Origin of the sequence: Marivirga arenosa (assembly GCF_030503875.2) — a bacterium.
GTDB lineage: Bacteria > Bacteroidota > Bacteroidia > Cytophagales > Cyclobacteriaceae > Marivirga > Marivirga arenosa.
Genome location: NZ_CP129968.2, coordinates 1,204,211 through 1,225,119 on the forward strand (window position 1 = coordinate 1,204,211; position 20,909 = coordinate 1,225,119).

Here is a 20,909-nt window from a genome sequence, read left to right on the forward strand (position 1 = left end):
TAACAGCCATTGCTTTTTTATATGATATTTCTAAGAAGTGTTGTTATTCTAAAAATTATTTAAATGTTTTAAGAATAATCATTCTGAACTTGATAAAAATTACGTTATATTAATAAAAAATATGAATCATCCTATAAGGTGAAATAGACATCAGCTTAATTTTTTACTATAAAGTATGTAAGGTGTGCATTCTTTTAAATAAGAATTGGATTTGACTATCATATTAAAATGTGATAGTAGCAACAATATAATGAAGAACAGAGATTTACATACCAGCATTAGGACTATTGATGAGAAGCTCAATAAAGCTAGTCAGCAGCTAGCAGAAACTCAATCTGAATTAAAAGAAATAACAGATAAATACCGAACGCTTTTTGAAAATTTGGGTGATGAGGTTCATCTATGGAAGGTAATTAGGGATGAGAATGACGAAATAGAAACTTGGGTTTTGGATGATGCAAATCCAGCCGCTTTGAAGGCTTGGGGTAAAACAAAAGAAGAGGTGGTGGGTAAGCTAGCTAATGAAATATTCGGATATGATGCCACCTCTCAATTCTTGCCCATTATAAAGCAAATTTTTCAAAATCGGGAAACATACAAATGGGAAGAGTACTTTCCACCGACTAATCAATATTTGAGCATGAATACTATTCCTTTGGGTGAGTATTTTATATCAACAGGAGAAGATATCACGGAAAGAAAATTGGCTGAGGAGGCTTTAATAAAAAGTGAACAGAAATACCGTAACATAGCTGATAATTTACCTGGAGTAGTATTGAGATATAAACTAAATTCCGATGGTACAGACGAATTAGAATTTGTTAGTAAAGGGATTTATGATTTATATGAAATAACTCAAGAGCAGGCCTTAGAAAATAATCAATTGCTATGGGATAGAGTTCATGAGGATGATAGACAAGCTTACATTGACTCTATACGTGAATCCGCAAAAAATCTATCCCACTGGTCATTTGAACACAGAATTCAATTAGCAGATGGAAGAATTAAATGGGTACACTTAAATGGCATTCCTACGCGACAAAAAGGAGGTAGTATCATTTGGGATTCTGTTGGTTTGGATATAACGGAAAATAAAAATTCGAAGGAACAACTAGAGCTGCTAAATAATACTTTAGAAAAAAGAGTAGAGGAAAGAACTAGGGAAATTTTAAAAATGTCTGAAGAACTTGAGCTTTACAGGCTAGCAGCTGAGCATTCTAAGTCAGGCGTTTGGTATTATGATTTAATAAAAAATGAGCTGAAGTGGGATGATATCATGTATCAATTATATGGCATCAATAAAGATGATTTTAATGGTGCTTTTGATGCTTGGGAGAAAAGTTTACATCCAGAGGATAAGCAACGATCGGTAGATGAATTAAATGAAGCCATCAACGGTAAAAAGCCATTCGATACATTATTTCGAATTGTTCAATCAAAAACAGGTAAAATATCTCATATAAGAGCCAAAGGGAAAACCGAATTTGATCAAAATGGTAAAGCTGTAGCCGTTTATGGTACAAATTGGGATGTGAGTAGAGAAATGCTACTTTCAGATGAAAGAAAAAGGGCTTTAGATGAATTAAGAGAAATGCAATCTCAATTAGTATTGTCAGAAAAAATGGCATCTATTGGTGTTTTAACGGCAGGTGTTGCTCATGAAATTAATAATCCTCTTAACTATATAGTAGGAGGATATCTGGCCATTGATAAACATCTAAAGAATGGGAAAAACCCAGACCAAAATGAGATTACACAATATCTTGAATGGATTAAAAAAGGAGCCGATAGAGCTACTGGTATAGTTAAAAGTTTGAATTTATTAAGTAGAAATAGTGAAAGTAAAAATGAGGAATGCGAAATCAATACAATAATTGAGGATTGTATTTTAGTTTTACATCATAAGCACAAAGACCATATAAAAATCACGAAAGATTTTGAGCAGCCAGAGTTGATTGTGTATGGGAATAATGGAAAACTACATCAAGTGGTATTAAACATATTATCAAATGCGATCGATTCTATCACCAATTATGGAGAGTTACGCATTCAAACCAAATCATTAAAAAACCAAATACAGATTAAAGTTAGTGATAACGGATGTGGAATTGCTAAAGAAAATTATAAGAAAATAACAGATCCATTTTTCACAACTAAGCCTCCAGGTAAAGGAACCGGACTTGGGTTATCCATTTGTAAATCGATAATAAATGAACATAATGGCGATTTAAGTTTTGAATCAGAATTAAATAAAGGAACAATTTTTACCATTAGCTTCCCAAAAGGAAAACGGAATGAACGCAAAGCCTAAAGTATTATACGTAGATGATGAAGAGTTGAATCTCTTGATTTTCGAAAAATTATTAGAAGATGATTATGAAGTGATTAAGGCTGAAAGTGGTGAAGAAGCACTTGAGATATTAGAGAAACAATCCGATATTGTTAATATCATTACAGATTTGAATATGCCTTTAATGTCAGGCTTAGAATTCATTAATGAGGCTAAATCTAGATTTGAAAATAAAAAGTATTATGTGCTTACAGGCTATGCCATCAATGATGAAATGCAAGAAGCTTTAGATTCTAAACTAATTATTCAATTCTGGACTAAACCTGCTGAGTTTGATAAGATAGATAAAGCGCTTAAAGAAAACTGAAATTTAAAAGCGCTCTAAAATTGATACTGCATTGGAGGTTCCAGAACCTCCAATATTAACAACCATTCCACTGGCTTTATTATTTAACTGAATCCCATAGGCTTCCTGCATCAATTGCTTGTATATATAAGCGTGCATGGAAACTCCTGTGGCTCCGATTGGATGACCTTTAGCTTTTAAACCACCAGATAAATTGATAGGTAATGAACCATCTCTAAAAACCGTTCCATTTTCTAAAGCTTCAAATTCTTTTCCGGGTGAGGTGATTCCCATAGCGCTGTATAAGAGTAATTCAGTGATGGTAAAGCAGTCATGAATTTCAGCCATGTCAATATCTGTAATATCCATTTTAGCTTCTTTCAATGTCTTTTCAACCGCATAGGCCGCACCCTCTAAAAAATAATCGGATTTATGTTTTCCAAAACTATCAAGGTAGTCACCCGCACTGTAAAAGCTTTTGATATTAACTCCAGCATTTTTTCTTAAGGATTGATCTTCCAATATCAGTGCTGCAGCGCCATCCGAAACCAAAGAGCAATCATGCAATCGCAACGGGGCATAAATTACAGGATTCTTCTCATCTGGGAGGGCCAGTATTTCATCAGCAGTTTTAGCTTTTTGTAATTGTGCTAATGGATTTTCAGTGGCATTTGAATAAGCTTTTGCAGAAATTTTAGCGAGCTGAGCTCTCAATTGCTCTTCAGAAAATTGATATTTTTTTATCCAACCTTTAGCTAAATCAGCAAACATACAAGGAGCTGTAACCTTCTTATTTCCTTCTTCTGGCCAATAGGTAGCCATGGCTAATGCCTCAGTGATCCCTTTTAAATCTAATGAAGTCATTTTTTCCAAACCCACAACCATCACACGCTTCATCATGCCTGATTTGATGGCCATAATAGCCATATGGATTGCAGAAGAACCAGATGAACATGCAGTTTCAGTTCTGTACATGGGTTTGTGTCGTAGTTCAGAAAGTATATTAACAGCATATGGGGCTATATTTTCTTGATGATTAAAAGCACCACCACTATAATTGCCAACAAAAACACCATCAATTTCAGAGGCTTCCATTTTAGCATCTTTTAATACCCCTAAAGCCGCTTTTTCATACAAAGAATAGAGCGTGTCATCTTCTAATTTTCCAAATTGAGAATGATAGGCACCTACTATATTTACACTCATACTTTTAATTTTTTAATTCCTTTGAAAGTTAATAAGAATTGCTTGAAATTGTAGTGAATGTATAGATTCTAGTGAACAGAATATGAATATTAGAAAAAATCCATCTTACTCGGTATTTAAAAATCATGAATAGAGTTAAGAAAATTGATTTGCAAGCTTATTAAAGTTGGTAATAAATTTTTAAACCTTTTTCTTTAAAATCTATTATTACACCTTGAATCAACTAATCAAATCAAAATGAAAAGAATTATAATTTTAACATTGGCTGTATTAGCATGCTTTACCTTTGGTATTAATGCTCAAGCACAAGAATTTCCGGAATTAGATAAAAGCCCAATGGATATGGCTTATTATCCTTCAAGAGTTGCATTTAGAGCTTTTGCTAAAACTGATGAGGAAAAAAATGCTAAACCTCTTATTAGAGTAACCTATTCAAGACCTAAAGCTGATGGTAGAGCTGTTTTTACGGAATTAGAAAAGCCGGGAAATATCTGGAGAGTTGGTGCTAATGAGTCTACTGAAGTGATGTTTTTTGAAGATGTAACGATTGATGGTAAAAAAGTAAAAGCAGGACGTTACACTATATACATCAAATTAGGAGAGGAAAACTGGGAAGTACACTTTAGTACTGATACAGACGGTTGGGGGCATTATGCTTTCAAACCAGAAGAAAGCACGGTTGCTAAAATTACGGTACCAACTGAAGAAACTGAAAGCACAGTAGAATACATGAGTATCATGTTTGAGGAGGCTGATCCAGGAGCACATATGATTATCGCTTGGGACGATACTATGGCAAGAGTGCCAATCGGTTTGAAATAAGCATTTTTATATTTAAAATAAATAGTATGAAAGCATGGGGTATACAAACCATGCTTTTTTCTTTTTACATCCTTACTTAGATCTGAAAATGAAATATTAATCTTATATATTTAAGTTCAGAACTTTTTAAGATGATCGATACCTCCCTTAATACATCTAATTTCTACTTTTTAGTAACTGTAATACAAGGCATAGTATTATCAGGATTGATTGTTTTTCAAAAGCCGTATAAGAGACCCAATTTATACTTTGGAATTTTATTGTTTCTATTCTCTTCCACAATTCTTCATATCGTATTAGAGGGTTCAATCTCTGGCTTTAATCGGATTTTTCCATTCCCTATGGAATTTTCAATGGCTTACGGACCTTTAGCCTATCTGCATATATTGCATATCAAAAACCCTTTAAGAGCCTTCAAGGCTAAAGATTTACTTCATTTTGTCCCTTGTTTAATTTTTGAAGGGCTCTTTTTTTATTTCTTCTTTCGCTATTTAGGAGCTAATCCAGACTGGACGAATTCACATTCTAATACGGTTATATTCATTACTATGACTTTAGCTTTACTAGGAAATCTGCACTTATTAATTTATACCCTATTAATATTTAAAGAATCTAAGGCTACTCGCTTTTTATTAAAGGATTTTGTTAAAGTTCAAAAATGGCTAAAGTATCTTATTATATCTTGGGGAATCTTATTTACTGCCATCATTATTGCCATTACAGCTTCCATTTTATTTGTAGATATTATAAGAGGCTATACACAATATATTTTTATTCCCCTAGGTATCATCTTTACTGCTTTTATTTATGGTTTAGGCTATATGTATTTGTTGAAATATTCTGGCGCCTTAAAACAATATATGGATAAAGCAGCCAAGTTCAGTTTTACACAGGAAGAACTTGAAAAGAGGCAATTACAATTGATTAAAACTGTGAAATGTGAGGAGCTTTACAAAGATCCTAAGTTAAGCATTGCTAAACTTGCAGGGCATGTAGGCTGGCCGATTAATGATTTGTCCCAAATCTTAAATGAAGTAATGGATACCAATTTCAATGATTTTATTAATCATTACAGAGTACTAGCTTTCAAGGAAAGTATATTGACAGATGAAGCTAAAAAATATTCCATTGTAGGCTTGAGTCAAAAGGTAGGTTTTAGTTCTAAAGCCTCGTTTTATAGAGTTTTCAAAAAAGAGACAGGTTTAACCCCTTCAGAATTTATGGAAAATGAAGGTTTATGAGTCTTAAATAGTCATATGAGACTTTAAGGACTGTCTTTTAAATTGAGAATACTTTAGAATTGCAGAAAAAATTAACAGATGAAAACAATTTCAATTTTCAGCTTACTGGTATTCATTAACTTAAATTTATTCAGTCAAAATGAAAAGTATTACTCAAATGAAGAGATTAAATCTGATTTAGACTTTTTATTCAAAGCCCTAAAAGAAACTCATTATAATCCAAATGAATTTATTAAACCAGAAGCCTTTGATTCAATTTATCATCAATTAAAATATGATATAAAAGAGGATTCATTAAGTATCCTAGAGATAATTAATCGCTTCCAATTCTTAACATCTGCAGTTCAAAACGGGCATACTGCAATAGAATTTCCAATACCGCAATATCTTGAATATGCCAAAGGGGGTGGAACTGTTTTGCCTATAGAAATTGCGTTTCAAGATCAAAGGCCATTAATACGGAAAAATTGGTCTGACATGAATATTGAAATAGGATCAGAATTGGTAGGTATAAATGGTAAAAAGATAGAAGAAATATTAGAAAAAATATACCCTCATATTTCTGCAGAATCTAAATACTTTAAGCAGGCTAAACTTGAGCTTTTCTCCCTGCCAAGATACTATTGGCAAATTTACGGTAAAGTTGATGAATTTAGCATTGAAATCAAGTATGAAGGCCAACTTAAAACCCACAAAGTAAAAGCAATTAATGCCATCGAGGATTACGAAATGAAGCGTAATCCAATAATAGACGGGGAAAGATTTTTTAAATTTTATGATTATGCAGCTTATTTAAAACCTGGAAACTTTGATGGAGAATTATCAAAATTCAAAGCTTTTATTGATTCTGCTTTTTTAGAAATAAACAAGGCCAATAAACCTAATATAATTATAGATTTTCGAAATAATGCAGGCGGTAATGACTCTCATTCTGATTATTTGGTTTCCTACATAGCTGATGAAGATTTTAAATGGAATTCCAGCTTTAGCTTAAAAAGCAGCCAGATACTAAAGGATTATATATTAGAGAATCAGGATACTTCTACTTCTAAATTTTATAAAAGCGTTTTTGATCATGAAAATGGTAGTATATATGAATACCAATTTGATTCTTATAAAACACAAGAAATTGAAAAACGATATAAGGGAAATGTATATCTTCTAGTGAATCGACAGTCACATTCACAATCAACAGTTGCTGCTGCTCAGATACAAGATTATGGTTGGGCCACTATTGTGGGTGAGGAGACCGCAGAATACCCTACTTTATATGCTTCAATATTTCCTTTTACATTACCTAATACTGGCATTACAGTAAATATATCAAAAGGCAAAATCGTAAGGGTGAACGGCTCCGAAAAGCACGAAGGAGTTATGCCTGATATCCGTATAAAAGATTATCTATTAGACGAGCATGATGAAATATTACTAGAGCTGCTTAAAAGATTTAAGCATTCTAATAAGTGAAATATAGAAGCTATAAAACAACACTTATTCCGCAAATCCATTGTCCCACAATAATCGTATTTTGTTTAATATTGTAAAATAAAATTTGTTATTTTGTTAAACAAAATTATTACATTTAGTACAAATCAACCTGTTTTTGTTTAAATAAATGACTGTGGGGCTTAAAGATGGAAAGAATTGATATACTAGGATACAGGCCAGATCGGCATAAAGTGTTTACGAAAGAATTATTATCTCAGACAGATGATAAAGTTCTTCACAATATTGTTAAAAAAGCAGCTGAAGAATTATCCAGCCCTATGGCTATGATTAATATCGTTTTAGATCATATCCAATTATTTAAATCTTCATTCGGATTACCTGCTACACTTGAAGCAGCGGGAGGAACCCATAGAGATGTTTCCTTTTGTCAATATGTTGTAAAGAATGATCAGTATTTCAAGGTATCTGATGCCAAGCATAATAAAGAGGTGCCTCAACAATTAGTATCCGAATACGGGATTAGTTCTTACTTGGGAGTTCCTATTTATATAGATGAAGTTGTAATTGGTTCACTTTGCGTTTTAGATACTAAAAGTCGCGAGTTTACTAAAAACGACATTAAAGTTTTAGAGAAATTAGCAAAGCTGGTTAATAGACGATTGAAATCCATTACTGAAAAGCGTAACCAAAATCGTTTAGAGATTACAGAAAGTGCTTTACTACCAGGAATAAGAGAATTAATTGAAACACTAAAACCGATTCAAGATTCAATTTATAAAGGCTATGCTAATGCCTCCGCGGTTAGCTCTTATATGAATTGCTCCAAATATCTATTATTTAATAATCATTTATTTGATGAAACACCACGTTTAAATTTTGAAGCAGCACAAGAAGCTAATAGTCAAAATATAGATATGTTGGCAAACATTGAAATGGCTCTTGCAGATGTGACAGATTGTGTGAATGCACTTAAAAATTTAACGCTTAATACAGCGTATTCCCATCTATCAGAAATCATAATAAGCGCACAAGATTTATCCAGAAATAGCACCAAAGCGGTAGGAGGATTCGGTATTCCTGATTTTCCTTCAGACCCTCTGATTTATACTAAAAACAATATTGCAGTAGCTATAGTAACCAATTGCATTTTAGCGATTACCAATGAATTGATAAATAGAAATGCTAAAGATGGTATTTTAATACAGATTGTAGAGGGAGATTCGAATAATATGCTGATACAAATGTCATCCCAAAATTTAGATGCAGTTGCCTATCAAAAAATTCATGATAGTCTGACTATTCTATTAAACAGTGAGCCACATGTTTCATTAACCGCAGATGAAAAAGGAATTTGCTTGTCTTTTAATATTGTGGTTTGAACTAAAAAGTTTAATAGTCTTCAAATTTAACACTTACCATACTATTATACTCCATTCCTAATAGCTCAGCAGCATTGCCTTCTTTAATTCCAATCTCCAATACTCCCTGATCATTAAATATGGCAAAAGCTTCTCCCCCCTGGCTTTCATGATAGTGTTTTTGAACACCTGTCAGTGAATAGTTTCTGAATTTGATCTGTACACTTTTGCCTTTACTTAGGATGTCATAATCATACTGCATGATATCCGTAATCAAATTCCCATAATCATCAATATGCACCACATGTCCTTGTATGATTTCTCGAGTAGCTTTTACTTTTGGAATGATAAACTTTTTGAATTTTTCTGCTGCTAAGGCAGAGCCTAATGCAGTAATATTTTGCGCTTTTAAGAGTTTAGCAGCCCCAGGAGCCAAAACATCTTTTGCTAGAAAATTTCCTTTTAATTCTGTATCAATTTTTACGATCTGATCGGGATCTTTTTCTCTTAACAAGCTCAATATTCCATTATTACTGGCTAGGAAATAATGTCCTTTAATTTCAGCGGCAATAATATCTTCATTTGCTTCTGAAAGTGAATTGACAGCTACTATATGTACACTTCCCTCAGGGAATTCTTGATAAACTGATTTTAAAACATGGGCAGCGTGAATGATATCATGCTTAGTGATGTTATGAGTTATGTCAACCACTTGAAGATTAGCATCTTCACTCAGTATTTTGGCTTTCACCGCTGCCACATAATGGTCGCGCCAACCGAAATCTGATAGAAAAGTGATCAAAGGCATACAAAAAATTGAATTATTGTTAAATTTGTTAAAAACAAAACTACAGAAAATTTAGTACTAACACATTGAGACATCATAAATAAGAAAATCATTTGGTAGAAAAAGTTATCACCTTGGAAAATGTATCCCTTGTGGATTTTTTAGGAGTAGAAAATCGTAATATCAACGAGTTATCCTCTGCTTTTCCTAAATCAAAAATTATCTCTAGGGGAAATGAAATAAGAATACAAGGAAGCACACCTGAAATTATTCGAATCAATCAAATTGTGCATTCTCTAGTAACTCATTATCATAAGTTTGGAAAAATTACGGAGGAAAGTGTAAAAACGTATTTAAACGAGGAATACGAAGAAAGCAAAAAGAAACTAGATGGTAATGCGGATGAAACTTTAGTATTCGGAACTAAAGGATATGCCATAAAAGCTAAAACTCCGAATCAAATCAAATTGGTAGAGGCTGTAAGAAAAAATGATTTGGTTTTCGCAATTGGGCCGGCCGGTACTGGAAAAACCTATGTATCTGTAGCAATGGCTGTGCAAGCCCTTAAAAACAAGGAAGTTCGTAAAATTATTATCACTAGACCTGCGGTTGAAGCAGGAGAAAATTTAGGTTTCCTTCCTGGAGATTTAAAAGAAAAAATTGATCCTTATTTAAGACCAATTTATGATGCATTAGATGATATGGTGCCTGCGGAAAAGCTAAAATATTATCAAGAAAACAGAGTGATAGAAATTGCTCCTTTAGCTTATATGAGAGGGCGAACACTTCATAATGCCTTTATATTATTGGATGAGGCCCAGAATACGACCCCAATGCAAATTAAAATGTTCCTAACCAGAATGGGGCCGCATTCTAAAGCGATCATTACGGGTGATATGAGCCAGGTTGACTTGCCCAAGAAGCAAAAGTCAGGATTGATAGAGTCAACTCAAATCTTAAAAGATATTAAAGGGATAGGAATAGTGAATTTAAAAGGTGAAGATGTAGTTCGCCACCGATTGGTGAAACACATAATCGAAGCCTATGATAAAAATGATGCTAAAGTTCAAAAAGAAGAAAAATGATTTCGGTACGAGTTGTAGATAATCAGGAAGATCTTAAGAAAATATTCTCAATCAGAGAAAAAGTATTTGTTGAGGAACAAAATGTAGCTCGTGAAGAGGAATATGATGAATTCGAAGATATATCAACCCATTTTATTGCGGAAGATGAATTGGGTAACGCATGCGGTACTGCCCGTTGGAGATTCACAGATAATGGAATGAAATTAGAACGATTTGCTGTACTAAAATCCCATAGAGGAAAAGGAGTAGGGCAGGCATTGGTACAGGCCGTAATTGATGATATCCGAGCTAATCCAAAGTCAGAGGGTAAGAAGCTTTATATGCATGCTCAGCTCCCTGCTGTTAGCTTATATGAGCGATTTGGTTTCAAAAAAGTTGGAGATCAATTCGAGGAATGTAATATCATGCACTATCAGATGGAGATGATGAATAGCTGAACCAAATGGTAATTCATCTCTTATTCTAAGTCAAATCAGACAAAATTTCTACACAAAAGTAATTTATCGGGAGAAACAAAACGCAATTAAGTTGCGTTTATTTTTAATCTTTTTATATTTGCAATTGAGTTGCGTTAGTAGTCATCAATTATTCAATTGGTAAAGATGAATAGATTAAATGTTAGTTCAAATAAAATACCGCTCGATGCAATCGGCATGATGGCTTCTATATTATGCGCCATTCATTGTGCAGCATTGCCAGTGTTGTTAAGCCTTTCAACTTTGGCAAGCCTGCACTTTTTAGCTAATCCTTGGATAGAATATTCAATCATTTTCTTCAGTTTATTATTAGCATTAGTTTCTTTTCTGCCTGCTTTTAAAAGACATCATTCGAATTTTTTACCCTTAATACTATTGGGATTGGGCTTTATATTGATTGGGATGGGTCAATCTGGATTAATAGAGGTAAATGAAGTTGTACTTACAGTCAGCGGTGCATTTTTAATTGCGATAGCCCATATAGTCAACTGGATTATGGTAGTCAAAACAAGAAAAGCATTTTTGATGGCAGAAACAATTTAAAGTGACAGAAATCATCAACTTTTTAAAAAGGCAAATTTATAGAGTAGATTCGAAAAACATCACAAATGGAAACTGGAACGCTATTCGACAAACGAAGCCCTTTGATGTAGCCTTTTTAAAAGGAGAAAACCTTTTATACCCAAATGGTAAAGGCATTGTGCATAGATCACCTCCAATTGAAGAAAGTGAAGAAAAGAGAATCTTATTAAGAATAGATGAAAGATAATTCCTGAATAGTAAAATAAGACTAATATTTTTGCAAATATGTTGCGTTTACTGATTATTACGTTTTTATTTTTCTCTCATTTTTTTGTTCTAGCTCAAAAATTTGAAGGAAATGTTGTGGGCACAGACGGCCAGCCATTAGAGGCTGTATTACTTACTTTCCACCCAATGAAAGTTCGTACTACCACGGATATTGAGGGTAAGTTTGCTATCAACATCGACAAACAGCAAAAAGTGGAATCAATTGAAATCAATCATGTAACGCATATTCCACAAATCATTCCTATTTCAGAATTTAAGAACCTAAATGACATCAAAATTGTATGCCATGAGGATGTCCAGACCTTGTTTGAAGTTAAGGTTGTTTCCGACAATATTTTATCGAGAGTAATCGATAAAACCCAGCCGGTTCAAATGGTGGATAAGGATTTTATTGAGCGAAATAGTAGTGGTACATTTTCTGGTGCACTCGCTGCTTTGCCTGGGGTCAATACCATTAATGTTGGTGTGGGAATAGCTAAACCTATGATTAGAGGGATGAGTTTCAACCGAATTATGGTAAATAATAGGGGAATTAAACAAGAAGGACAACAGTGGGGTGCTGATCATGGGCTCGAGATTGATCCATTCGATGTTGATCAGGTGGAAGTCATAAAGGGGCCTGGATCTCTGCTTTTTGGGCCAGATGGAATGGGCGGTGTGATTAACATCAAGGAGAATAATATACCCTTGCAGGACGGAAATACTATTGAGTATTTATCTTCCTACCAAACCAATAATCACGCTTTTTCAAATTCCTTGGAATTTAAGGGTAAGAAAAGGGCGCTCTTTTACAGTGCCCGAATGACCCATCAGGATTTCGGAGACTATTCTGTGCCGGCTGATGATTTTACCTATGCAGGATTTGAGCTTCCAATTGAGGAAAATAGACTGAAAAATACTGCGGGTAATGAATTACATTTGAGCGCTTTAATTGGTTTAAAATACCAGAATTTTAAGAGCAGCTTGAGGTTTACAAGCTTTAATCAAGAAGCTGGAATCTTTACAGGGGCTATAGGGCTTCCTCGCAGTTATAATTTAAGGCATAACGGTGATTTTAGAAATGTGGATTTACCCAAGCAACGAAATCAGCATCATATGCTTATTAGTAACTCTTACTGGCGTTTTGGAAATCAAAAATTCGAGCTGGATTTAGGGTATCAGCGGAATAATAGAAATGAATTATCGTTTCCGGGCGCTCATGGAATCGCACCAGAATATGCCAATTCAAATTTGGCTTTGGGTCTACATTTAAATACTTATACCGCCAACCTTAGATACGAATTTAATCCTAATCCAAATCATCAAATATTAATGGGCGGGCAGTTCCAATGGATGGAAAATCAAAGAGATGGTTTTGAGTTTTTATTGCCCGACTATACGAGTTCGCAATTAGGCTTTTATCATTACCAGCTTTTTGATATGAAAGATCAATTTATTTTAAATGGGGGAATACGATATGATCGAGCTAGTCATCAAATCAATCAGCATTTACAACCCGTTTTTGATAGAGGAACGCTACAGCCGACCGGGGAAATGATGGAAAGAACGCCAGCTTTCGATCGCTATTTTGAAAATTTTAGTGGAGGATTAGGCGTGACGTATATGGCTACTAAGCAGGATCACATAAAATTTAATTTAGGCAATAGTTTTCGCTATCCCACTGCTATAGAGCTTTCCAGTAATGGCGTTCATCATGGGAATTTCAGACATGAATTGGGAGATCGTGATCTTGATATAGAAAATGGCTATCAAGCAGATATAAATTACATCCATCAGTCTGAACAATTGTTCCTGGAGATTTCTGCTTTTTACGCCTATTATAATGATTATATATATTTAGCGCCCACGGGAAACTTTTCATTCCTAGCATCAGGGGGGACTATGTGGCAGTACCGTCAGGATGACGCGCTATTCAATGGTTTTGAAATTAGTACATCCTACCAACCGGTTTTCTATTTTAAGAACGAAACAGTAATTGAATTTGTGCAAAATCTGAATTTGAATAGCAGATTAGCCCTGCCCTTAACACCACCTCCATCAATTGTTAATACTTTTGAATTTGAAAATTTTGTATCTGAAGGATATCGATTAAAGGAGGAATACCTTTTCATTTCCGGAAGGTATAATTTTGCTCAAAATAGAACAGATCGAAACGAGAGACCAACATTCGATAGTTTTATATTAAACTTTGGAGCGGGTGCTCACACATTGTTTTTCAATCAAGAATTTGATTTTAAATTTTCTGTGAATAACGCACTCAATACCTTCTATTTTAATCACATCAGCCGATATCGATTAATAAATTTACCCGAGCAAGGCAGGAATTTTACCTTTTCTGTAAAAATAACAATTTAATTAACGCAAACTACTTGCGTTTGTAGTTTGCGGATGTATATTTGCAATTATGTTGCATTAGTAATATTGTTGCAAATGAAAAGAAGACTTTACCTTTCATTACCAATTCTGCTGATATTCAATTTTGCTTGTTTAGAAGAAGCGGAGGATATACAGTTTGATGAACCACAGATCAATCCTTTAGAAGGCCTGCAAAGTATTTCACCCCAATACTTCAAGATTGTAAGACCGGATGAGAACGAGATACCCTTAGCCTTTTCAGTTCAAGATGATTCAGGGATCGAAGAAATTAAAATTGAATCTCATTCAGGCTTTGATGGGCACACACATGGTAGATTGGCCTTTGCTAACAATTTTCTATTGTTCAATTACTTTCATGTCATCGAAGCATCCGAATTAGAAGATCCTACATTTTTTTCCACAATTGAAGATGATAATTTAACGATCTACTTGGATGAAAGACATGATGGATTAGGTGAGGATGATAACATTTTGGCTGGCCCCTATCACTTTTCCATTACAGCTACTGATGTGGATGGAAATGAAACCAGTTACAGAGAGAATACGACTTATCATACCGTCATTTATATTCAAAGACCCTACGCGCCACAAATAGAAATCAACTCAGACGATTTATCCAGGGGCGAAATAAGAGGTAGAATATTTAGGAATACAGCCCATGAATTGTCTTCTGACATAGGGTTTCTTTGGTTGTTTATTGAGAAAAAAGATCCCGAAAAGCCTAATCAGGAAGGCGAAATTATGGAAGAGTGGATTTGGGGTGAAGCTAATTGGCCACATCAATTTAGAGAAAATAGCGGGAAAGCCCTTCCTAGCTCTCAGGAAATCGATATCAAAAGCTTAATCGAAAGTGAAAATATATCTTTCGATTTAGCCGAGGATGAAAGAATGGTCTTCTGGATAGAAGACGCTAACGGAAATATAACTGTAGAATACATTGATAACTAATAAATTTAATTGTAATGAAAACAACTTTGATTAAAATTTGGAGCCTGATCTTTTTGATTGCTTTATTTTCTGCTTGTAATGATGATATAGATGATGTAGCTGATGATTTGGAATCTTTTGAAGAAATGGAAAGCTCTTGGGTAAGATTGTCATTGATGGATCAAAATGGAATTGATGTTATGCAACCCAATAATAGACAAATTCATGCAAGAGTTGAAGGGAACTTAGTTGAAGGAGCAAGATACTATACCAGTAATTCGGGAAGATATCTAATTGCAATTGATAGAGCGGGCGGTGCAGTGAAATTCTTTGATTCTGGTGTAGAATTTCATATTGATCATGGTCACGAACATACACCAAAATGGTTAGATTTAGAAGTTAATACTTTATTGCCAACCCACTTCGGAAGCTCATTAGGTCATATGGTGATATTTAATGATGGTGATGGCTCCATTACCCATATAAATGAGGCTCAATTAGAGATTCCTACCTACTCACCCGTTACTTATTCTTTTGAAAATACGGTTGCACATCATGGAGCTGGTTTTAGGTTAGAAAATGGTCAGTTTGTTACAACTTTCAAAAATAATAATGAGCCTGGCGGATTGCCTCAAATGGTGAAATTTGTTGAAAGTAATGGAAATGTAATAGACGATAATGGTGGAGTAGAAGTGGGAGCTATCCATGGAGATGCTTCTAATGGACATCACGGTATATTTGGAAGTACAGATGGAGTTATTTTAGTGAATGATGAAGGGGAAATTAGTTTAATTGAGAACACTGGCGACTTAAATTCAGAATCAGGCAACTGGTTAGGGACTTTAAAAGGACATGATAATTCAAAGATGTTTTTTGCACGATCTAGAAATGTAGGAGCTTTTATGATCGATCCTGAAAATAAATCTATGACTCAAATTTATGCAGGTTCCGATGTAGTGGGAGATATGTTTAGCTTTGATGGGAAGTATTATATTTTACATACTGCAGATAATATGTTGAGAGTATTTGATGCGCATGATGGAGTTGAAATTGCCAGCAGAATGGTAGAAATGGCAGATATTCCTGAAGCTGAAGGTCACGATCATAGATCAGCTTTATCAGAAATTGAAATTTTAAGAAAAATGGACGATCCTGATCCGGTTTTAGTTTGTTCCGATAAATTCTTATACGTTTTGTCTACTAATAGAACTCAAATCAAAGTTTTAGAAATTGACGATTTACATCACGTAGAAACAATTGAATTAGATAATGCAGTTGAAAGTATGATGAAAAATGGGTTTTCATTAGAAGGTGATGATGATCATGATCACGATCACGATCATTGAAAATTGCTTTAATAGTTTCGGTAAATGAATTGGGGATTAGGCTCCCCATTCATTTGAATTAAAATACTAAGGGAGTGTAAACAAGGTAAAATTTTAGTGATTAAGCTTGGTCCAGTCATATTATTAGATTTTGGTTAGTTAGCTGGTAATCACTCCCTTTTTTTCTATTTCTCTTCATCTTTTTTATCCATCCAACGAAGGCTAAGAAATGAGCTAACCAGGCCAATTCCGCCAAAGATGAAGATGCCTGATACATATAGGACTTCATTATTATTTTTCATGTCAAGCGCATTATCAAGTATAACGGCAAAGACAATCCCTAAACCAATACCGATAGCCATCATTCCTATAACTAAGGCAATAGCATAGACCGGATGTCTCTTTCTTTGCACTTTAGGTGCCTGAAATAATGAGGCATCAGCGCCAGCTTCAATTAAGGCTAGCCTTTCTTTATTTCGAGTGTAAAAGAAATAGTAGCTAATACCGAAGATTGTAGCGAAAAGGGATATAAATACGATTACTGCTTCCATGATTAATGTTTGTTTGTTTTAAAATTGATTTATGCCCTTTGGACAAGCGAAACTTTAAACTGGTTACAGCTTTTCTAAAATATTTTTAATTGCAGCTTCTTATAATTAATAGAAACCTGTCGGATTTGGATAGGTATTCGAGTTATCAAAAAAACTAGCCCATTCAAAGGAGGAATACATCAGAGTATGCATGATCAAGCTATCCCCTTGAGGGGATTATAGGGGTGTGAATTAAGAAAAGTATCATGTAATAAGTATCAAGTTTTAATTAATTGGTTTCATGTAGTAAGTAATTAGTAATTAGTAATGATAAACCTGTCAGGTTTCCAGAATTTAAAATCCAATAGGTAATTTTCATTATAGTATAGATCTCACTAAAACTTGACAGGTTTTATAAAAGTAGACCATCGAACCGGGATGGAAGGGTGAAAATGCGGGCCAGAGTTGGCCTTGTGCATGGAAGCATATTGCTTGTCTGAATATTGGCTGATCACTTTGATTTTTTCTAATGTTAACATCCCCCTAGCCCCCTTCAAAGGGGGAGTCTCCAAAGCATTCATTATCAAATTATTTCCTTGAGGGGATTATGGGGGTGTGAAAGTAGTAAGTATTAAGTTATAAGTTTTAGGTAATAGGTTTTGTTTAAAACTTACCAATTCATTATTCTTTTAAAAAATCCGTAAATTTCTGTAACCATACTTTGATTAGGCTTGTCCAAACCATATCAAAACTTAAAAATTGGAAGAAAAGCATCTGAACAATATTATCGAAGAAGTAAAGCGAGGGAATTACCATGCTTTTAATGCTATTATTGTTGCGCATGAAGTTCAGGCCTATAATCTGGCTTTTCGTATCGTGAAGAATAGGGAGGATGCTGAAGAAATAGCTCAGGATAGTTTTGTAAAAGCGTATAAAAGAATCAAATCATTTAAGGGAGATTCAAAGTTTAGTACCTGGCTGTATCGTATTGTTTATAATAATAGTATTAATAAATTAAGAGCAAATAAAAGGTTTAAGCTTAATGATGAAATAGAGGATGATCAAATTGGAACTTCAGTTTCCGATCATAGCATGCAGAATTTACTGGATCAGGAAAGAAAAGACTTCATAAAGCAAGCGTTGAACAAATTGAATCCTCAGGAAAGTACTTTAATCACATTGTATTATCAAAATGAATGTGATTTAAAGGAGATAGAAGAAATAACAGGTGTGAATAAGAATAATTTAAAAGTGCAATTACACCGAGCGCGTAAAAGATTAGAGCAGCATTTAAAACAAATGCTTCCAAATGAATTAGAAAGCATAAGATGATGGAAGAGCAAGAATTTAAAGATTTATTGAATGATAATGTAGAAGGCCCTTCATATGGTTTTTCTACTAAAACCATGCGTAAAATTGAAGCCTATGAAGCATCCAAGCCAAGTTTTGTAAGGAGCGGAAGTAGGTCAATTATTGCTTATATAATTCCAATAGTGTTTTTGGTTTTAATCATTACCACCCTATTTATAAATGATTCTAGCTTGATTAATTTCAATATTAGCTTACCAGATTTTAAAACTGTTTGGTTAAAAGTGAATTTACATATTAGTTGGATACTGGGTTCTATAGGATTAACTGCCGGCTTCTGGGCCTGGATTTGGTGGGAGAAAAAGAATTTCAGGTTTAGATAGAATTAAACATCCCCCTAGCCCCCTTCAAAGGGGGAGTCTCCAAAGCTTGCATTATCAATATATCCCCTTGAGAGGATTTTAGGGGTGTGAAAGTAGTAAGTATTAATTTGTAAGTTTTAGGTAATAGAAAACCTGTCAGGTTTCGAGAACAATTATTCATCTAATATTAGATTTTATCAATTAAAATAGCCAGCAAAAACCTGACAGCTTTCAGATAGTAATTAAATGAGAATAACAAAAATTCGGGCCAGAGATGGCCTTGTGCATGGAAGCATATTGCTTGTCCGACAACTGGCTGATCACTTTGATTTTTTATAATGTTAACATCCCCCTAGCCCCCTTCAAAGGGGGAGTCTCCAAAGCATGTATTATCAGGCTATCCCCTTGAGGGGATTATAGGGGTGTCAAATTCTAAACCTGACAGGTTTTGATCAAAAGGAGGATGAGGTTTTACTCCTCCTTCTTCTCTAGAATAGTCTCTAAATAATGCTCTTCCACTCCAAATTCTTGCTTTAAACCTTCAATTTTGGCGTTAATGGCTTCCATGTTTGGACTTTTGCTCGCTTTGCTGCCGACTAGCATTACATTTTTACGCGTATGCTCATTAGAGATAAACTCAAATACTTTGGTGTTATATTGATTTTTCTCTAAAAGTAAAGCACGTATGGTATCGGTAACCATCTCAAACTGACGCTCTTTAAAAATACCAAACTTCAAGATAGGATTTTCCTGAGTGGTTCCTTTTACGCTTTGCCTAACCTGCTTATGGCAGCATGGTGCACAAATAATAAGAGATGATTTAGAAACTAAGCCTTTATAAATCGCATCATCAGTGGCCGTATCGCAAGCGTGTAATGCTATCAGAATATCAATTTGATCCTTATCGTAATTTTCAATCCTTTCAGAAACGAAGGATAAGTTTTCATACCCACACTTATTGGCTACATCATTACAATAGTTAACCAGTTCCTCTCTTAGCTCAATTCCTGTAACTTTTACGTCTAAGTTTTTAGTATTGTATAGATAATCATAAAGCGCAAAGGTTAAATACCCTTTGCCCGAGCCCATATCTACTATATTCACTTGCTTAGGTAGATCAGTAGATTTGATGAGCCCATCAATGATCTCCAGGTATTTGTTAATCTGCTTAAACTTATCCGCCATCTTTGGGATCAATTTTCCCTGCTTATCTTTTATTCCTAAATGAACTAAGAATTCACTTTCTTCAGCACGTTTCACTTTTTGTTTATCGTGATGCTCAGGAAGCTTATTGCTGAAGGTAGGAGGGGTATTCGTTATCGTAGCTTTTCCCTTTTTATTAATCCGAAGGGCTACATCTTTCTCTAGCGTAAATAAAGTCGCGATGCGGAAAGCATCTTGCAACAATTTTTCTAGTTCCTGAATAGCTTCTTTAGCAGTATAGTTTTTTACCTGATCGTTGGTTTTGTAGCGATAGGTAAAAGAGAGGAGCTTCTCATTTTTAATTTCTACTTCACGTAGATATACATTCGCTAAGTCTGCTGACTTCCGAATGGGTTTACTTAAAGTAAGTTTTACAAATAAATCCTCTTTTAAGGATTTTTCCATTTCCTGAAAAAACTGCTGCATCTCCTTCATCTTAAATACAAAGCTACAAATGGTGATAATAAAAAGCTATGCCTTGGACAGGTTTTGATAGAAGTAAAGGTAAAATGTGAAAGTTGTAAGCTAAATAAGTTGTAAGTAATAAGTAATAGGTTTTTTCTATTCGATTCTTTAAAAATATAACATCCCCCTAGCCCCCTTCGAAGGGGGAATCTCAAAAGCATGCATTATCAATCTATCTTATCCCCTTGAGGGGATTATTGGGGTGTCTTGTATTAGAAAGTTAAAGCTGATAAAACCTGTCAGGTTTCCAGTACTTAGAATTTGCAAAAAATAGTTTCTTTATGAGCTATATTTTATCAAAACCTGACAGGTTTCAGATAGTAATTAAATGAGAATGACAAAAATTCGGGCCAGAGATGGCCTTGTGCATGGAAGCATATTGCTTGTCCGAAAAATGGCTGATTATGCTGATTTTTTCTAATGTTAACAACTTCCTAGCCTCCTTCAAAGGGGGAACCTCCAAAGCCTGCATCATCAAGCTATCCCCTTGAGGGGATTATAGGGGTGTCTTGTATTAGGAAATTAAAGCTGATAAAACCTGTC

The 20,909-nt window shown here is 34.4% G+C and carries 19 protein-coding genes; 15 read left to right on the top strand and 4 right to left on the bottom strand.

Annotation, left to right across the window (positions count from 1 at the left end; translation table 11 throughout):
• Positions 1-250 precede the first annotated feature (250 nt).
• Together QYS47_RS05310 and QYS47_RS05315 are read left to right on the top strand one after the other, a co-directional pair.
• A complete protein-coding gene (locus QYS47_RS05310; RefSeq protein ID WP_322347945.1) occupies positions 251-2,311 on the top strand; it encodes a PAS domain-containing protein in 2,061 nt (686 codons plus the stop codon).
• On the top strand, positions 2,295-2,657 hold the full coding sequence (locus QYS47_RS05315) for a response regulator (protein ID WP_302127482.1): 363 nt from the start codon (positions 2,295-2,297) through the stop codon (positions 2,655-2,657). The genes QYS47_RS05310 and QYS47_RS05315 overlap by 17 nt, the downstream gene beginning before the upstream one ends.
• Positions 2,658-2,660: 3 nt before the next feature.
• On the opposite strand, the gene QYS47_RS05320 is transcribed toward QYS47_RS05315, so the two are convergent.
• Positions 2,661-3,842, bottom strand: coding sequence for a thiolase C-terminal domain-containing protein (locus QYS47_RS05320; RefSeq protein ID WP_322347946.1), 1,182 nt, complete (start codon positions 3,840-3,842; stop codon positions 2,661-2,663).
• A gap of 237 nt (positions 3,843-4,079) precedes the next feature.
• Here QYS47_RS05320 and QYS47_RS05325 point away from each other — a divergent pair, with 237 nt between their 5' ends.
• The 4 genes from QYS47_RS05325 (at position 4,080) to QYS47_RS05340 (ending at position 8,733) form a co-directional block, all read left to right on the top strand.
• On the top strand, positions 4,080-4,664 hold the full coding sequence (locus QYS47_RS05325) for a DUF2911 domain-containing protein (protein WP_322347947.1): 585 nt from the start codon (positions 4,080-4,082) through the stop codon (positions 4,662-4,664).
• A gap of 131 nt (positions 4,665-4,795) precedes the next feature.
• The gene (locus tag QYS47_RS05330) at positions 4,796-5,905 is read left to right on the top strand and encodes a helix-turn-helix domain-containing protein (protein WP_322347948.1); all 1,110 of its coding nucleotides are present in this window, start codon (positions 4,796-4,798) and stop codon (positions 5,903-5,905) included.
• 78 nt (positions 5,906-5,983) lie between these two features.
• Positions 5,984-7,372 carry a S41 family peptidase gene (locus QYS47_RS05335; protein WP_322347949.1) on the top strand — a complete coding sequence of 463 codons (1,389 nt, stop codon included), beginning with the start codon at positions 5,984-5,986 and terminating at the stop codon, positions 7,370-7,372.
• 167 nt (positions 7,373-7,539) lie between these two features.
• Positions 7,540-8,733 carry a GAF domain-containing protein gene (locus tag QYS47_RS05340; protein WP_322347950.1) on the top strand — a complete coding sequence of 398 codons (1,194 nt, stop codon included), beginning with the start codon at positions 7,540-7,542 and terminating at the stop codon, positions 8,731-8,733.
• Between the two features lie 10 nt (positions 8,734-8,743).
• Here QYS47_RS05340 and QYS47_RS05345 read toward each other — a convergent pair whose 3' ends face one another.
• Positions 8,744-9,520, bottom strand: a complete 777-nt coding sequence (locus tag QYS47_RS05345; protein WP_302103752.1) for an SAM hydrolase/SAM-dependent halogenase family protein — start codon at positions 9,518-9,520, stop codon at positions 8,744-8,746.
• 92 nt (positions 9,521-9,612) lie between these two features.
• Here QYS47_RS05345 and QYS47_RS05350 point away from each other — a divergent pair, with 92 nt between their 5' ends.
• The 7 genes from QYS47_RS05350 (at position 9,613) to QYS47_RS05380 (ending at position 16,519) form a co-directional block, all read left to right on the top strand.
• Positions 9,613-10,584, top strand: a complete 972-nt coding sequence (locus tag QYS47_RS05350) for a PhoH family protein (RefSeq protein WP_322347951.1) — start codon at positions 9,613-9,615, stop codon at positions 10,582-10,584.
• Positions 10,581-11,021, top strand: coding sequence for a GNAT family N-acetyltransferase (locus QYS47_RS05355; RefSeq protein WP_302127469.1), 441 nt, complete (start codon positions 10,581-10,583; stop codon positions 11,019-11,021). Before QYS47_RS05350 ends, QYS47_RS05355 begins: the two co-directional genes overlap by 4 nt.
• A 165-nt stretch (positions 11,022-11,186) precedes the next feature.
• Positions 11,187-11,603, top strand: coding sequence for a MerC domain-containing protein (locus tag QYS47_RS05360; RefSeq protein WP_322347952.1), 417 nt, complete (start codon positions 11,187-11,189; stop codon positions 11,601-11,603).
• A 1-nt stretch (position 11,604) separates the two neighbouring features.
• Positions 11,605-11,829 (top strand): DUF1826 domain-containing protein, encoded by a 225-nt coding sequence (locus QYS47_RS05365; protein WP_302127467.1) that lies wholly within the window; start codon positions 11,605-11,607, stop codon positions 11,827-11,829.
• Between the two features lie 38 nt (positions 11,830-11,867).
• Positions 11,868-14,225 (top strand): TonB-dependent receptor, encoded by a 2,358-nt coding sequence (locus QYS47_RS05370; RefSeq protein ID WP_322347953.1) that lies wholly within the window; start codon positions 11,868-11,870, stop codon positions 14,223-14,225.
• A 75-nt stretch (positions 14,226-14,300) separates the two neighbouring features.
• On the top strand, positions 14,301-15,194 hold the full coding sequence (locus QYS47_RS05375) for a DUF4625 domain-containing protein (protein ID WP_322347954.1): 894 nt from the start codon (positions 14,301-14,303) through the stop codon (positions 15,192-15,194).
• A gap of 14 nt (positions 15,195-15,208) precedes the next feature.
• Positions 15,209-16,519, top strand: a complete 1,311-nt coding sequence (locus QYS47_RS05380) for a hypothetical protein (protein WP_322347955.1) — start codon at positions 15,209-15,211, stop codon at positions 16,517-16,519.
• 164 nt (positions 16,520-16,683) lie between these two features.
• On the opposite strand, the gene QYS47_RS05385 is transcribed toward QYS47_RS05380, so the two are convergent.
• Positions 16,684-17,049, bottom strand: a complete 366-nt coding sequence (locus QYS47_RS05385; protein WP_302127458.1) for a DUF6249 domain-containing protein — start codon at positions 17,047-17,049, stop codon at positions 16,684-16,686.
• 738 nt (positions 17,050-17,787) lie between these two features.
• On the opposite strand from QYS47_RS05385, the gene QYS47_RS05390 reads away from it, so the two are divergent.
• Positions 17,788-18,360 carry an RNA polymerase sigma factor gene (locus QYS47_RS05390; RefSeq protein WP_322347956.1) on the top strand — a complete coding sequence of 191 codons (573 nt, stop codon included), beginning with the start codon at positions 17,788-17,790 and terminating at the stop codon, positions 18,358-18,360.
• Positions 18,357-18,719 carry a hypothetical protein gene (locus QYS47_RS05395; RefSeq protein WP_322347957.1) on the top strand — a complete coding sequence of 121 codons (363 nt, stop codon included), beginning with the start codon at positions 18,357-18,359 and terminating at the stop codon, positions 18,717-18,719. The genes QYS47_RS05390 and QYS47_RS05395 overlap by 4 nt, the downstream gene beginning before the upstream one ends.
• Before the next feature lie 450 nt (positions 18,720-19,169).
• On the opposite strand, the gene QYS47_RS05400 is transcribed toward QYS47_RS05395, so the two are convergent.
• Complete coding sequence (locus QYS47_RS05400) at positions 19,170-20,327, bottom strand: class I SAM-dependent methyltransferase (protein ID WP_322347958.1); 1,158 nt, start codon at positions 20,325-20,327, stop codon at positions 19,170-19,172.
• Between the last annotated feature and the right edge of the window lie 582 nt (positions 20,328-20,909).

Coding starts and splice junctions, on each gene's coding strand:
- QYS47_RS05310 (WP_322347945.1), top strand. CDS start 251: ATGAAGAACAGAGATTTACATACCAGCATTAGGACTATTGATGAGAAG.
- QYS47_RS05315 (WP_302127482.1), top strand. CDS start 2,295: ATGAACGCAAAGCCTAAAGTATTATACGTAGATGATGAAGAGTTGAAT.
- QYS47_RS05320 (WP_322347946.1), bottom strand. CDS start 3,842: ATGAGTGTAAATATAGTAGGTGCCTATCATTCTCAATTTGGAAAATTA.
- QYS47_RS05325 (WP_322347947.1), top strand. CDS start 4,080: ATGAAAAGAATTATAATTTTAACATTGGCTGTATTAGCATGCTTTACC.
- QYS47_RS05330 (WP_322347948.1), top strand. CDS start 4,796: ATGATCGATACCTCCCTTAATACATCTAATTTCTACTTTTTAGTAACT.
- QYS47_RS05335 (WP_322347949.1), top strand. CDS start 5,984: ATGAAAACAATTTCAATTTTCAGCTTACTGGTATTCATTAACTTAAAT.
- QYS47_RS05340 (WP_322347950.1), top strand. CDS start 7,540: ATGGAAAGAATTGATATACTAGGATACAGGCCAGATCGGCATAAAGTG.
- QYS47_RS05345 (WP_302103752.1), bottom strand. CDS start 9,520: ATGCCTTTGATCACTTTTCTATCAGATTTCGGTTGGCGCGACCATTAT.
- QYS47_RS05355 (WP_302127469.1), top strand. CDS start 10,581: ATGATTTCGGTACGAGTTGTAGATAATCAGGAAGATCTTAAGAAAATA.
- QYS47_RS05360 (WP_322347952.1), top strand. CDS start 11,187: ATGAATAGATTAAATGTTAGTTCAAATAAAATACCGCTCGATGCAATC.
- QYS47_RS05370 (WP_322347953.1), top strand. CDS start 11,868: ATGTTGCGTTTACTGATTATTACGTTTTTATTTTTCTCTCATTTTTTT.
- QYS47_RS05375 (WP_322347954.1), top strand. CDS start 14,301: ATGAAAAGAAGACTTTACCTTTCATTACCAATTCTGCTGATATTCAAT.
- QYS47_RS05380 (WP_322347955.1), top strand. CDS start 15,209: ATGAAAACAACTTTGATTAAAATTTGGAGCCTGATCTTTTTGATTGCT.
- QYS47_RS05385 (WP_302127458.1), bottom strand. CDS start 17,049: ATGGAAGCAGTAATCGTATTTATATCCCTTTTCGCTACAATCTTCGGT.
- QYS47_RS05395 (WP_322347957.1), top strand. CDS start 18,357: ATGATGGAAGAGCAAGAATTTAAAGATTTATTGAATGATAATGTAGAA.
- QYS47_RS05400 (WP_322347958.1), bottom strand. CDS start 20,327: ATGCAGCAGTTTTTTCAGGAAATGGAAAAATCCTTAAAAGAGGATTTA.